Here is a 13,474-nt window from a genome sequence, read left to right as displayed (position 1 = left end):
GCATGAGCACGATGGACAACAGACTGCAGGCCGCTCGCGAGGCCGGCCTGCGCGGACAGCATCAGCAGGCGGTCGATCTGTGTGTCGCTGTCCTGCAGGAGAAGCCGGGTGACCCGACGGCGGTGGCTTTTCTGGGGCTCTCGCTTTGGCGCGCGTCAGCCTTCGCACAGGCTGTGGATGTGCTGCAGCAGGCCTTGCGGCACTTCACCGCCCAGGAAGAGTTGAACGTGGCTTTGCTGGACTCCTGGCGTGCCTTGGGGCAGCAGGAGCTGGCTTTGCAGTTCGCTGCCAAGCTGTCTGATGAACTTCTGGCGCGCCCGATGTTGAAGTCCTGGAAGGCCGCGCTGAAGCAGGGTGTTGACGCGCTTGGCCCTGGCGTTCTCGTCGAAGATCGGCTGAGCAGGCTGTATGACCATGGCCTGTTCGAACAAGCTGAGCAGGCACTGGCGCCTCAGATTCAGGCGCATCCGCGGTGGGGCAGGGGGCAGGTCCTGCGGGCCTGGCTGATGTTCGGCCGCAGCGGCCGTGGCGTACCGGCAGAGATCCTGCTGTTCCCGAAGGCTACGACGGAGGCTGCCGACGTCGAAGCCCGATGGAGAAGCGCGCTTGCGAATGCCATGTCGGACTACCGCGGCAAGATCGTGGCGCAGCTTCAGACAGCCCTGAAGCTGTTGCCGGATGACCCGCAGGCCTTGTCGCTGCTGGCTCGCATGCGATTCGAAGAGGGGCAAGGCAAAGCCGAAGGCGCTGCGGTGGCGGCTCAACGTGGGAGCCAACTGCAGGGACCCTTCCCGCTGCGCGCTGCAATCGATCCGAGACTGGCGGGTGTTGCTGCGGTCAGGCTGCTCGAACCGGCCACAACCATGGTGATTCCCGAGCCAAGGAGCGCCGGCGCCCACCTTGATCTGACGGGCGCTGTCGGCCCCGCGTTGACCTGCGCACGCTATGTGGCCGACGCGCTTGATGCCAAGGTGGCCGCAGGCAGTGACGTCGTGTTGTTCAGGGACGGCTCGGCTCTCTGCGATCCCCTGACCCACGCCCTGGGCGAGCTCACCGACTATTTTTCGGACAGTTGGATCGCACTGGGTTCGACCCGCGAGGTCATGTTGCGCGATCTGCCCGTAGTCGCAGTGTCTGGCACGGCCATCTCCCTGCTGGGCGCCTCGGCCAGGTTCTACGGCCATTGGTTACTGGACCATCTGCTCAGGTTGCGAGCCATCGACCAGCACCCGGGTGCGACTCAGGCCAGCGTGCTGGTGGAGGACGGCATGCCCGCAAGCCACTACGAGGCGCTTCGGTTGCTGCTGGGGCCTGACGCCGTCATCCGGCGTATTGCGCCCGGCCATTGCGTGCAGGTCGATCGGGTGCTGTTTGCCGGACCGGACGTTTTCTTCCCGCATCTCATGCGCCGCGATCTGCCACCGATGGCGTCCGTGGCTCCGTCGTCTATCGATGGTCTGGCGTATCTGCGGGAGCGCATGCTGGCTGCGCTGGGCAGGCCGGGCCGGCAGGGCCGACGCATCCTGGTCAGGCGTCGCAGTTCGACACGCCGAGTGCTGAACGAAGACGAGGTGTGCGGCATGCTCGTCAGCCGGTGGGGCTTCGAGGAGGTCTATCCGGAGACCCTGGGTTTCGCTGACCAGGTGAGGCGTTTTCATGACGCTGATGTCGTGGTGGGCGCGCAGGGGTCAGCGCTGTCAAACTGCGTCTTCTGCGCGCCGGGAACACGGGTCATCGCGATGTGTTCGGCGTTAGCTGCCAATTTCCCCTCATGGGCGCACGCGCTCCAATCTTTGGGCATGCAGCACTGCTTCGTTGTGGGCGAGGCGCAGCAGAACTCCCACTTCCTGGCGATACAGTGCGACTTCCGCGTCGATCTCGAAGCACTGGGCAACGCCCTCGCTGGCCTTGGCGTGGCTCCTCTGACCGCATGAACTGGCAGTTTCTCGATACCCTGCTGACGCGCCTTCGCCCCCGCCGCGAGGCGCTGGCCCTGGCACTGGACGTCCTGGTCGTTGCCATCGCCTGGCAGGCAACCTATCTCTTTCGCCTGGGATTCGAACGCTGGTTCGCGGCGCGGCCCAATTACGACGGCTGGGTACTGCTGGGCCTGATGGCCATCTACGCTGCCATGCTGTGGCTGCTGCGCGTGCCCAAGGGCATGTGGCGCTTCTCGGGCTTCGGCGAGGTCAAGCGCCTTTCGGCGGCCTGTCTGCTGGCCGGGTTGATCGGTGCGGCAGCTGTGCTGATGGCCCATCTGCATGCCGTGCCGCGTGCCGTTCTGGCCCTGCATCCCCTCTTCACGTTGATGCTGCTGGCGATGATGCGCATGGGCTATCGCATGCTTTACGAGCACATGCGCAGCCGCATCAGCGGCAGCGCGCAGGAGCAGCGTCGCGCGCTGGTCATGGGTGCGGGCGACGCGGGCCGGCTGCTTGTGGCCGGCATCCAGCACAGCCAGGGCTGGGTGGTCGTCGGCTTCCTGGATGACGATGCCGCCAAGCTGGGCGGCCGCGTCGCCGGCCTTGCGGTGTTGGGTGATCTGTCCCAGGCGCGGCGCTTTGCGCAGCTGCATGGTGTGACCCATCTGATCGTGGCCATGCCGGCGGCATCAGTGGTGCAGCGGCGCCGGGCGCTGGACCTGGCCGGCGCCACCGGCCTGCCGGTGCTGACCGTGCCCAGCAGCACCGAGTTGCTGGCCGGTCGTCGCGTCAACGAGGTACGCGACATCGAGCCCGAGGATCTGCTGGGCCGACCGCCAGTGCAGCTTGACGAGGCGGGCATCTCTGAGAGCATCAACTCGCGCGTCGTCATGGTGACCGGCGCGGGCGGCAGTATCGGCAGCGAGCTGTGCCGCCAGATCGCCCGCTATGGCCCGCGGTCCATCGTGCTCTACGAGCTCAGCGAATACGCCCTCTACGCCATCGAGCAGGCCCTGGCCGAAGCCTTCCCGCACTTGCCGCTGGTGCGTGTCATCGGTGACGTCAAGGATCTGTCGCACCTGCGGGCCTGCTTCAAGCGCCACCGGCCTCAGCTCGTTTTCCACGCTGCCGCCTTCAAGCATGTGCCGCTGATGGAGGAGGCCGACAACTCGGCCGCCTGCATCCGCAACAACACGCTGGGCACTTTCAATGCGGCGCTGGCGGCGGCCGAGGTGGGCGCCGAGCGTTTCGTGCTGATCAGCACCGACAAGGCCGTCAACCCGACCAATGTGATGGGCGCCACCAAGCGTGCCGCCGAGATGGCGCTGGCGGCACTGGCCAAGCGGCATCCGGCCACGCGTTTCATGGCGGTGCGCTTCGGCAATGTGCTGGGTTCCAGCGGCAGCGTGATCCCGAAGTTCAAGGAACAGATCGCCCGTGGCGGGCCGGTCACGGTCACGCACCCGGACATCATTCGCTACTTCATGACCATCCCCGAGGCGGCCCGCCTCGTCATCCAGGCGGCCGCCATCGGCGAGAGCGGCCAGGTGCTGGTGCTGGACATGGGCGAGCCGGTACGCATCGCCGACCTGGCGCGGCAGATGATCCGCATGAGCGGGCATTCGACCGACGAGGTCCGCATCGAATACACCGGCCTGCGGCCCGGCGAAAAGCTCTATGAAGAGCTGCTGGCCGACCAGGAGACCAGCCTGCCGACGACCTGCGTCGGCGTGCGCGTGGCGCGGCTGATGGACGATGGCGCCGGCGAGCGCGTGCTGAGCGACCTGGCCGGTCTCGATACCTCCCAGCCGAGGGCCCTGCTGGGTACCTGGCTTGGTTCTGAATTCCACGCCTCCCATTCGGAGCACTGATGATGTTGATCTCTTCTCGCCGGCCGCATTGGGCTACTCGTTTGCTGGCATCGCTGTCGGTGGTGCTCATGGCTGTCGTTGTCACGCCAGCGAGCGCCGCGCAGACCCAGGCAGGCACCGAGGCGGCGCAACCCAGCCTTCTGCTGCCGGCCAAGCCCAGCGAAATGTTGCGAGCGCCCGCCGCGACCTGGAAACCCTTGCTAGCGAAGGTCGGTGCTGCGCTGGACGAACGTGGCAAGGCGGTGCTCTTGCTGAGCAAACCAGCGTTGATCGAACTGAATGTGCAGCGCACGGTCTATGCGCAAGCGCAGCTGGACTGGCCAGTTGTGTTCGATGCCGTCAAGAAAACACGCCAACTGCAGGACAGCGTGTCGGGTCGGCAGACGGCGGGCCTGCTCAATGAGCTGCTGGCCCGCCAGGCCGCCAGCCGCGGCGACGCGGCCTGGTTGCAGCGACATTTGCGTGATCAGGTGCTCGCCATGCCCTGGGCGGAAGTCGAGCCCACGATCCGCTCGCTGCGGCAGCAATTGGCCCTGATGAAAGCCGAGGCCGTCGAAACCTATGTGCTCAGCAAGCTGGACCCTTCCGCCGGCGTGGCAGAGAACAAGGCGAACCTCGGTTTTGTGATGCAGTTGATGGCCATGCGCTTCCAGCTGCTGGAGGTGATGCCTCGCCAGGACGCCTTGATCGCGGGCCTGGATGAAGCCATTGCGCAGCGCAGCGCCGCCGCGGCCAGCGCCGCCAGGAAGTGAACTGATGATGGCCTCTCTTCATGCACCCCAGGTGCTGTGGCTGACCGGGCTGTCCGGTGCCGGCAAGTCCACGCTGGCGGCGACCTTGCACCGCCGCTTGGTGGATGCCGGCGTCATGGCGGCTGTGCTGGACGGCGATGCCGTGCGTGCCGGCTTGTGCCGTGGCCTGGGCTTCAGCCCCGAGGACAGGCGCGAGAACATCCGCCGCGTGGCCGAGGTGGCCCGGCTGATGCGAGAGGCCGGCCTCGTCGTCATCTGTGCGCTGATCTCGCCGCTGCGCGAAGACCGCGCGATGGCGCGCGACATCATCGGCGCAGAGAACTTCCGTGAGGTGCATGTGGCGACGCCGCTGGAGGTCTGCGAGCGGCGCGACCCCAAGGGGCTGTATCGCAATGCGCGGGCCAATGCACTGACCCAGTTCACGGGGGTGTCGGCGCCCTACGAGGAGCCGCTGTCGCCCGACTTGCGCATTGACGCCAGCCGCGACGATGCGAGCGAGGCCGTGACGTCGCTCGAGGCCTTGCTCAGGACCTGAGCAGCTGCGCCGCCAGTGCCGCGGCGTGCTCGCGCAGCTCGGGCACGGCGGTCGCTTCCCAGCGCTGGGCGCGCAGGTGGGGGCCGAGGTAGTGGAAGCCGGGCTGGCCCTCGCCAGACGCATCGCGGATGCGATAGCCCTCGTCCACGAGCAGGCCCAGGCCGTGAGGGCAGGGTGTCAGGCGCCCTGCCTGCTGCAGTCGCCACAACAGCGGCGACGAGACGCCATCAATGGCCGAGCTGGGCCCCGAGCAGTTGACGACTCGATCCGCATCGAAATGCTCGACTACCGTCTTGGCGCGCCCACGCCAGCCGAGCCGCAACTGGTTGTCGAGGGCTTGGACCGACGCGATGCGGCCCGCTACATGGCGCAGGCGTCCGCTGGCGAGGTCTTCTTCCAGCACCGCGCGCGCCTGTGGAGCGGCGCGATGGCGATGCACGTCCCAGTAGGGCAGCAGATGGCGCAGGAACTGGCCGCGGCCGCGTGCGTCCAGCGCCTGCCAGGCCATGGGCGTCTGGGCGCGAAAAGCCGCCCAGACGTCGCGCCAGTCCACGCCTGCGGCCTGAGCGCGGGCAAGCTCGGCGCGGAACAGGCGCAGTTGCCGGCGCAGGGGTTGACTGTCGGCGATGGCGGGGTCCAACGCCCAGGGCGTGGGCGGGCCCTCGTTGCGGCGGTGCCCCTGCGGCAGCAGGCCGCGACGCGACAGTGCGAGCACAGGACCGTGGTGGCCGCGGGCACGCAGCGTGATCAGCACGTCCAGCATGGTCAGGCCGCTGCCGATCAGCGCGATCGGGGCGTCGGAGGCAAGGTCGTTCAGCGCGCTGCCGGCCCAGGGGTCGGCCACATAGCCAGGTAGACCGGCGAGATCAGCGTGTGGGTGGCGAGGTGGCAGGTGTCCGATGGCGAGGATGACGGCATCGAAAGCCGCCTGTGAGCCATCGATGAAGTTGAGCTGCCAGCCCTGCGGTGTCGGTAGGCAGTCGTCGACCAGGGCGACGAGTTGTCGCAGTTCGACACCTGCGCAAGTGGCCACGCGCTGCTCCAGCGCCGACTGCAGATAGTCGCCATAGCGCTGGCGCGAGACGAACTCATGGCCGTCGATGGCCGCATCGTCACGGCGCAGCCAGTCGACGAAGTGCCCCGGCTGGGCCGGGTCCAGGCTCATGCGCGCCGCCGGCACATTGAGCAGGTGGTCGGCCGAGTGCGTGCCGTAAGCCAGGCCGCGCGCGAAGCGGCCCGAGCCGTTGATCATCGTGATGCTGCTGCCGGTCGGCAGGCGGCCCAGCAGCTGCCAGGCGGTGGCGACGCCGCTGAAGCCGGAGCCGACGACGGCGACGTGCATGCCGGGATCAACCGCCCGTTTCAACCGGCTTCACACACCAGGTAGATGGACGAGCAGAGGTCCGGGTATTGCTGGCCGAGCTGGAAGCAGCCTTCCAGGTAGGCCGGCGTGATGATGTCGGTCTTCAGCAGGCGGTCCCACTGGAAGTTGGCCAGGGCCTTGAAGAAGATGCCCGAGCGGTGGATGACCTTCAGCCCGGCGCGGGTCGCGTCGCGCTCCAGCGTGTCCAGCGCATAGGTGATGCGGTGGCCGTGCTCGGCCTCTGCCGGCGTGACGGCGGCGTTATGGTCGATCAGGCCCATCTTGACGGCGATCTGGCGCGACGGCGCATTCGCGTTGGGGCAGGCCAGGAAGAAGCGGCCACCCGGCGCCAGCCATTCGCGGTTGATGCGGCCCAGCACGGCGACGGGGTCGTCCAGGTGCTCCAGCACATGCGTCATGACGATGTTGTCGTAGCGGCGCGGCAGCTGCACGTCCTCGAACAGCGAGTTGAAGTACTGCACCTTGTCGCCCAGGCGCTGACGCGCTTCTTCCATGGCCACATCGGAGGCCTCGACGCAGCTCAGGTCGCTGAAGTGCTCAGTCAGGCGGGCCGTGAAGTCACCCTTGAAGCTGCCCAGCTCCAGCATGCTGCCCGGCCGGAAGAAGGGCGCGAAAGAGCGCACCATCAGCGGATGCATCACGTCGAAGTCGAAGCCGTAGGCGTACTGGCGCGCGTTGTCGACGTGCTCGGCGTTGTAGTCGCGGGAATTGCTCATCAAAGCTCTCGATGCAGAAAGAGGGTGGGGCCGGCGGCGGCCGAGGCCTCGGCACTGAAACCATGCCGGCGGTAGAGCGCCAGCGCGGCCATATTGTCGGCGTAGACCTCCAGGCGCAGCCGCGGCAGGTCCAGCTCGGCGGCCAGGGCCAGCGTGCGCGTCAGCAGCTTGCCGGCGATGCCTTGGCCTTGGTGGCCGGGCAGCACGCTGACATTGGTGATGAAACCGCCCTGAGCCGCGTCGTTGGCGTACATGGCGATGAGGCCGACGAGGACGTCGTCCTGCCAGGCTTCGACGCGGCGGGCGTGGGCGGCCAGCTTGTCGGCATAGGCGGCGAGGTCGATGCGTGTGCTCAGCGGCGGCGCGAAGCTCGTGTCGGCCGCGCGCAGATGGGCCAGCAACGTGCTGGCGTCTGCACTGTCGAGCAGGAAGTTCATGCCTCGAGCACGGCTGCGCCAAAGCCTTCGCGGCCAAAGGCGTTGCCGTTGTAGAGCAGCACGATGCGGCCGTCGATCTCGGTCAGGTGGGGGTAGCAGACCATGTCGCCGTCCCAGGCGCCGGCGTCGCGGTCGAAGCGGGGCAGGTCGTCGGCGCGCGCCCAGGTGCGCAGGTCGTCGGACCAGGCCTGGCCCAGGCGGTAGCCGCGCGTCGGGTCGGTGCGAAAGCCCGAGGCCTCGCGATAGCAGAACACCATCAGCCAGCGCTCGCCGACGCGGATGACGGCCGGCAGGGCCTGGCATTCGTCGGGTCCGAGGCGGTCGGGCACCAGGGCCTGGCCTTCGTCCTTGGTCCAGTGGATGCCGTCGGCCGAGCTGGCGTGGCCGATCTTGTAGATGCGGTCGGGTGCGGCTTCGCCGGGGAAATGCTTCCAGCCGGTGCCGAACATCGTCCACATGTGGAAGCGGCCGTCGAACTGGCGCACGAAGGCGTCGCCGACGAGGCAGGGCTCATGGACGCTCGGGCCCAGCACCGGACCGGGACCGGCGCGCTCAAACGTCGCGCCACCATCACGGCTGATGACCAGGCCCACGGCCGTCTCGACGGAGACGGCCACGCGGCGGGCCCAGCCGGTCGTGTAGGCCCAGATCTCTTTGCCGACCGGCGTCGGGCTGAAGGGGAAGATGCCGTGCTCGTCGAAGCAGCCCAGGCCGCCGAGGCCCAGCACCGGTTCAGTGTTCACGCGCAGCACCTGTTGCAGGTCCTTGCTGAAGTCGGCGAAGGCGACCTGGCTGAGGAACTTGCCATCGCCGCCCTTGGCGCGGGTGGAGAAGTAGATGCGCACGAAGTCGTCGAAGACGACGGCCTGCGGCGACTGCGCAAACCCTGCGCCCGCCCCGGGCAGTTCGTGCTCGAAGGGGTTGAAGATGCGGCCGAGCTTGCGCCAGTGCATCAGAGCTCCCCTTCCAGGCGGGCCAGGCCGAACCCTTCGCGGCCCACGCCGTTGCCCAGATAGCCCATATAGGTCACGCCGTCGACCTTGAAGATGTGCGGGTAGGCAACCATCTCGCTGTCCCAGCCTTCCGCCGACAGCTCCAGGCCGGCCTTGGCGTCGTCGCGTGTCCAGTGCTTCATGTCCGTGCTGGACGCATAGCCGATGCGGTAGCCCTTTTCCTTGCCGCGAAAGCCCGAGCTGTAGCGGTAGCAGAAGAACATGTGGAAGCGCCCGCCCGACTCGAAGACGTCGGGGCTGGCCTGGGCCTCGTCGGCCTCGATGCGGCTCTCGATGAGGTCGCGGTCTTCGCGCTGCCAGTTCAGGCCGTCATCGGACGTGGCCATGCGGATCTTGTAGACCGGCTCGGCGCGGCCGTCGACCATCTTCCAGCAGCGGCCGGCGATGTAGAAGAGCTGGTACTGGTTGCCGAAGCGGCGGATCTTGGGGCCGCTGATGACGAAGGGTTCGTTCAGGCTGGCGGCCAGCACCGGGCCGTCGCCCTCGCGCTCGAAGTGCTTGCCGCCGTCGCGGCTGATGGCCGTGCCGATGGCGGTGTCGAAAGGCACGGACTCGCAGCGTGTCCAGCCCGCGTAGTAGGCGCGCAGCACGTCGCCCTGCTGGATCACCGACACCGGGTAGGTGCCGAACTCGTCGAAGCAGCCCAGGCCGCCGAGAGACAGGATGGGCTCGGTGGCCATGTCCAGCACGCGCATGGGGTCGCGGCGGTCCAGGTCCACCCAGGCCGAGTAGCTGACGAACTGGCCGCGCGCATCGGGTTCGGGCCGGCAGGAGAAGTAGACGCGGATGCGGTCGTCCAGCAGCAGGGTGTGGGGCGCCTGCGCGAAGCTGCGCAACCAGGGGCGGCCCTCGACTTGCTGGGGCACGAAGGGGCGGCCCAGCTTGGTCCAGCGATAAGAGGTCACAGCAGGTCGAACTGGTGGCGCACGGCGTCGTCGACGACCGCGGCGGGGTTGAACATCAGCACGTCGAGGATGGACAGCCAGGGCACAAAGGCGGCGCCGAACTGGGCGTACTCGAAGGGGCGGGCCTTGTGGAAGCGCAGTTCCACGCCTTCGGCCGCAAAGGCCTCGCGCTCGTAGAGCTCCATGCCGCCGATGGCGTTGACATAGGTCGTGGCGCCGAGTGCCTTGCAGATGGCCAGTACCTTGTCCTGGGCCTTGAGGTCTTCGTCATGCGGCACTTCGGACGACACGATCAGCTGCGTCGTCAGGCCGAGATGGTCGCGCGTCTTGACGATGGACTGCCAGAGGTAGTCGAACAGGTTGTTGGCCGGGTCCAGTACGACGTCCTGAAGCCACGGGCGCAGCGTCTCGTACTGCGGCGCCTTGCGGTAGCAGCCGTCGAACTGCGCCAGCAGCTTGCGGCGGTCGAAGGTCGACGCCAGATCCCGTTCGCAGACCATGAGCTGGTCGGACCCCGCCGCCAGCGGCAGCGAGAACATGGCCGCATCGCCGTTTTGCAGCATGCGGTTGCGGTTGATCCAGCCCTTCTTGGTGTACTTGATGCGGTCGTAGACGACGAAGGCATCCACCGCCCCCATCAGCTGCCAGTAGCCGATGTAGGGCAGGAAGTAGGGCTGCATGATGGCCAGCCGCATGGACGCTTACTTCCGCTGCGAGCGGATCATGTCGACGATCTGGTCCTGCTGCTCCGGCGTCAGGCCGGGGTAGATGGGCAGGCACAGCACCTGCTCGGCCGCGCGCGAGGCCACCGGCAGGTTGGCCGGTGCCGCCGATGGCAGGGCGCGGTACATCGGGAAGCTGCTGATCAGCGGATAGAAGTAGCGGCGTGCGTAGATGTTCTTGGTGCGCATGGCCGAGTACAGCTCGTCACGCGTGGCGCCGTATTCCGGCTTCACCAGGATGGGGAAGTAGGAGTAGTTGTGCTTGCTGCCGGGGCTGGGCGGCAGGCATTCGATGCCGGGGACGTCGGCCAGCATGGCGCGGTAGCGCACGTCCACTTCGCCGCGCTGGCGCAGGGCTTCGTCGACATGGTTGAGCTGCAGCAGGCCGAGGGCGGCGTTGAACTCGCTCATCTTGCCGTTGATGCCGGGTGCGACGACGGTGGTCTCGTCGACGAAGCCGAAGTTCTTCAGCTGGTCGATGCGTAGCTTGGTCTTGGCGTCCTTGCAGACGATGGCGCCGCCTTCGAAGGTGTTGAAGACCTTGGTGGCGTGGAAGCTCAGCACCGACAGGTCACCGGCATTCAGCACGCTCTGGCCGTCGGACTCGACGCCGAAGGAATGCGCCGCGTCGTAGATGACCTTGAGGTTGTAGTTCTCGGCGATCTTCTCGATGGCCGCCACATCGCAGGGGTGGCCATAGCAGTGCACCGGCATGATGGCCGTGGTCTGCGGCGTGATGGCGGCTTCGATCTTGGCCGGGTCCAGGTTCAGGTTGACCGGGTCCACGTCGACGAAGACGGGCTTGATGCCGTTCCACAGCAGCGAGTGGGCCGTCGCGACGAAGGAATAGGGCGTCGTGATGACTTCACCCGTGATGCGCAGCGACTGCAGCGCCGTCAGCAGCGCCAGCGTGCCGTTGGAGAACAGCGCGATCTCGGGCACGCCCAGGTATTCGCACAGCGCCCGCTCGAACTTCTGGTGCATCGGCCCGCCGTTGGTGAGGAACTTGCTGTCCCACACCTCCTTCAGATAGGGCAGGAATTCCTCCAGCGGCGGCAGGTGGGGCTGGGTGACGTAGATGGGTTTCTGGCTCATGGGATTCAGGCGGGGATGGGCTCGCCGACCTTCAGCAGATGCTGCGAGCTGGCCTGCAGGGCTTCGTGGTTCTGGTACATCCAGTCGAAGGCGTCGACGAATTCGGTCGCGTCTTCGGGGCTCGGCGGCTGGAAGAGCTTGGCCTTGACGTTGGTGGCCTTCAACTGATCAACGATGGCCTGGCGGGCCTCGTCATCGTGGATCACCTTCATGGCGGCCTGGAAGTAGGCCTCATCGTTGTCCGACACCAGCCAGGTAGGCAGGCCGACCATGCGCATCACGTCGCGGTCGCCAATGCTGAGCACCTCGTTGGCGTAGTAGGCCACCGTGGGCACGCCCAGCAAGCAGGTGTCGACGGTGCTGTTGGTGTTGCCGAAGGGGAAGGCGGCCAGAGCCAGGTCGCAGCGCTTGAGCTGGTGCAAGAACGACGCGTAGGGGCGCGAGGGCTCCAGGGTGAAGCTTCTGAAACGGCGCTCGAACACCTGCCGGATGCGGTCATACATGACACCCGCAGCACTGGCAAAGAAATGGAAATGGATGGGTCGGGTGGATTCCTTTTCCAGGCGTTCGCACAAGGCCAGGAATCTGGGCGACAACTTCATCAAGGAGCTGTTGACGGCGATATGGAGGGCGCCATCATCAAACGGCAGCTTTTCGATGCCGAAGTCGATGTCTTCGCTATAGGGCGCAAAACTGCCCCAGGCCTTGCGTTCCAGCACCTTGGCACCGAATTCCAGGGATGCCTCGCCGTGGCCGGCTTGCACGAGGGTGTAGTCCATCGTGTCCATCATCGCTGGCGCCGGATGTCCCAGTGTCATGACCTGAATCGGCGCATATCGCAGGTTGGCGACCATCTGCGTCCATTCCGACATGCCCAGACTCGGGTAGTAAATGATGTCCGGCGCGATTTTTACGATGTGCGCGCCGATGTCTTTCATATTGGTGCCCTGTTCGAGCAGGATGACATCGTCGAACAAGTCAAACGCGGATTCCGAGACAAATCCCTTCACTGCCATGCAGACCGTGTTGTAGCGCGTCTTCAACTGGCGGATGCTGGCCGCATAGCTGCGATACATCGCATGGCCGGTGGACATCCGCTCCGCCGCAACCAAGACGGTGGGCCGGTCAACGATCCTGTAGTTGCTGCTTCGGGATTTGAGCCCGCCCGTCTTGTCGATTCGCAACCAGACGGCGTTGAGGGATTTCTTGAGATTGTGCTTGTGCGCGTGATCGGCATAGCTGCAGTGCATCCAGGCCGACGTCAATGCCTGGATGATGCCCTGTGTCGGCACCGCCTCCTCGATGAGGGTCGAGTTGTCGATCAGCAGGCCGCGGTTCGTTTCGCCCTGGGCGTTGTGGACGAACGGAGCGGTAAACCACCCCAGCATCAGCGGCAGGAGTTGATCCGGCGGCAGTTTGAGCACCCCCGACATCAACTCCGCCGGCATATCGTCCAATGAATAAAACAGCGACAGCACGAAGACCTGATTGGGCTTCAGCGTCAGGCTGCCATTGGCATTTCGAATGCCGTGATAGCGCAGCAAATGAAACGGGCCCTCGTAGCCACTGAGCTCAAAAATGGCTTCGAGTGCGGGCTTGCGGCCCGCCAGAAATTCGATTTGCCCGAGATCAATTTGAAAATCCGGGCTGCACAGCAATGCCGAGATCATCGCGGCGATCCGCGTGTACGCGGCGCGACGCTGTTCTGGCGTGCAGGTGGGGGCAAGAATCCCGAAGGGGTTGCGTGTCTGGCTGATGTAGCTCAGCAGGTTCAGCAGCAGCGCAACGCCTTCCCGTGTCTGACGTTGAAATACGGCTCGTTCCAGCTTGTCGAGGGTCTCGTCGACCAGGACGGGGTTATCTGCAGTGGTCATATCGCGAGGAAGAGCGTGAGCTGTAGCGGGGAAGCGGTGACTTGACGCTTCAGGTGCGGGGTGGGCGACGCGCCGGGCTGGCCAGATCGCTCAAGTGAGCCTAGGATTCTAAAGGGCGGGTCAGGCCGGATCTGTCTGTGGTGCGGTCAGGTCAGTGCTGCCGACGCGGCATTGACTGAGCCAAACGGGCGAGGGGAAAGCGCCGTCATAGGCGCTGACTACTGATGTGAACAAGCAACGCATCTGGG

The 13,474-nt window shown here is 66.1% G+C and carries 12 protein-coding genes; 4 read left to right on the top strand and 8 right to left on the bottom strand.

The annotated features are described in order from the left end of the window. Positions 1-2: 2 nt before the first annotated feature. From AC1D2H_RS01670 to cysC, 4 genes are all read left to right on the top strand, one after another. Complete coding sequence (locus AC1D2H_RS01670) at positions 3-1,934, top strand: glycosyltransferase 61 family protein (RefSeq protein ID WP_478009643.1); 1,932 nt, start codon at positions 3-5, stop codon at positions 1,932-1,934. Continuing rightward, a complete protein-coding gene (locus AC1D2H_RS01665; protein WP_478009642.1) occupies positions 1,931-3,793 on the top strand; it encodes a polysaccharide biosynthesis protein in 1,863 nt (620 codons plus the stop codon). The genes AC1D2H_RS01670 and AC1D2H_RS01665 overlap by 4 nt, the downstream gene beginning before the upstream one ends. Positions 3,794-3,861: 68 nt before the next feature. After that, positions 3,862-4,545: a hypothetical protein gene (locus AC1D2H_RS01660; RefSeq protein ID WP_478009641.1), complete on the top strand. Its 684-nt coding sequence runs from the start codon at positions 3,862-3,864 to the stop codon at positions 4,543-4,545. Then, on the top strand, positions 4,493-5,080 hold the full coding sequence (cysC, locus tag AC1D2H_RS01655; protein WP_477935132.1) for an adenylyl-sulfate kinase: 588 nt from the start codon (positions 4,493-4,495) through the stop codon (positions 5,078-5,080). Before AC1D2H_RS01660 ends, cysC begins: the two co-directional genes overlap by 53 nt. Here cysC and AC1D2H_RS01650 read toward each other — a convergent pair. The 8 genes from AC1D2H_RS01650 to AC1D2H_RS01615 are packed head-to-tail and all read right to left on the bottom strand — an operon-like array spanning position 5,070 to position 13,226. Further along, entirely contained in the window at positions 5,070-6,422 is a 1,353-nt protein-coding gene (locus AC1D2H_RS01650) for an FAD/NAD(P)-binding protein (protein WP_478009639.1), read from the bottom strand. The genes cysC and AC1D2H_RS01650 overlap by 11 nt on opposite strands. A 20-nt stretch (positions 6,423-6,442) precedes the next feature. Continuing rightward, entirely contained in the window at positions 6,443-7,180 is a 738-nt protein-coding gene (locus tag AC1D2H_RS01645; protein ID WP_477935136.1) for a class I SAM-dependent methyltransferase, read from the bottom strand. Next, positions 7,180-7,617, bottom strand: a complete 438-nt coding sequence (locus AC1D2H_RS01640) for a GNAT family N-acetyltransferase (protein ID WP_478009638.1) — start codon at positions 7,615-7,617, stop codon at positions 7,180-7,182. Before AC1D2H_RS01640 ends, AC1D2H_RS01645 begins: the two co-directional genes overlap by 1 nt. Next, a complete protein-coding gene (locus AC1D2H_RS01635) occupies positions 7,614-8,570 on the bottom strand; it encodes a glycoside hydrolase family protein (protein WP_478009637.1) in 957 nt (318 codons plus the stop codon). Before AC1D2H_RS01635 ends, AC1D2H_RS01640 begins: the two co-directional genes overlap by 4 nt. Further along, complete coding sequence (locus AC1D2H_RS01630) at positions 8,570-9,535, bottom strand: glycoside hydrolase family protein (RefSeq protein ID WP_478009636.1); 966 nt, start codon at positions 9,533-9,535, stop codon at positions 8,570-8,572. Before AC1D2H_RS01630 ends, AC1D2H_RS01635 begins: the two co-directional genes overlap by 1 nt. Further along, entirely contained in the window at positions 9,532-10,230 is a 699-nt protein-coding gene (locus AC1D2H_RS01625) for a WbqC family protein (protein WP_478009635.1), read from the bottom strand. Before AC1D2H_RS01625 ends, AC1D2H_RS01630 begins: the two co-directional genes overlap by 4 nt. A gap of 6 nt (positions 10,231-10,236) precedes the next feature. Beyond that, positions 10,237-11,352 (bottom strand): DegT/DnrJ/EryC1/StrS family aminotransferase, encoded by a 1,116-nt coding sequence (locus AC1D2H_RS01620; RefSeq protein WP_478009634.1) that lies wholly within the window; start codon positions 11,350-11,352, stop codon positions 10,237-10,239. A 5-nt stretch (positions 11,353-11,357) separates the two neighbouring features. After that, positions 11,358-13,226, bottom strand: a complete 1,869-nt coding sequence (locus AC1D2H_RS01615; RefSeq protein WP_477935148.1) for a tetratricopeptide repeat protein — start codon at positions 13,224-13,226, stop codon at positions 11,358-11,360. Positions 13,227-13,474 lie beyond the last annotated feature (248 nt).

The sequence above is a fragment of the Roseateles sp. P1_C1_2 genome (genome assembly GCF_056406535.1).
The sequence above is the reverse complement of the archived record's forward strand: the minus strand, read 5'-3'. Positions and strand labels throughout refer to the sequence as shown.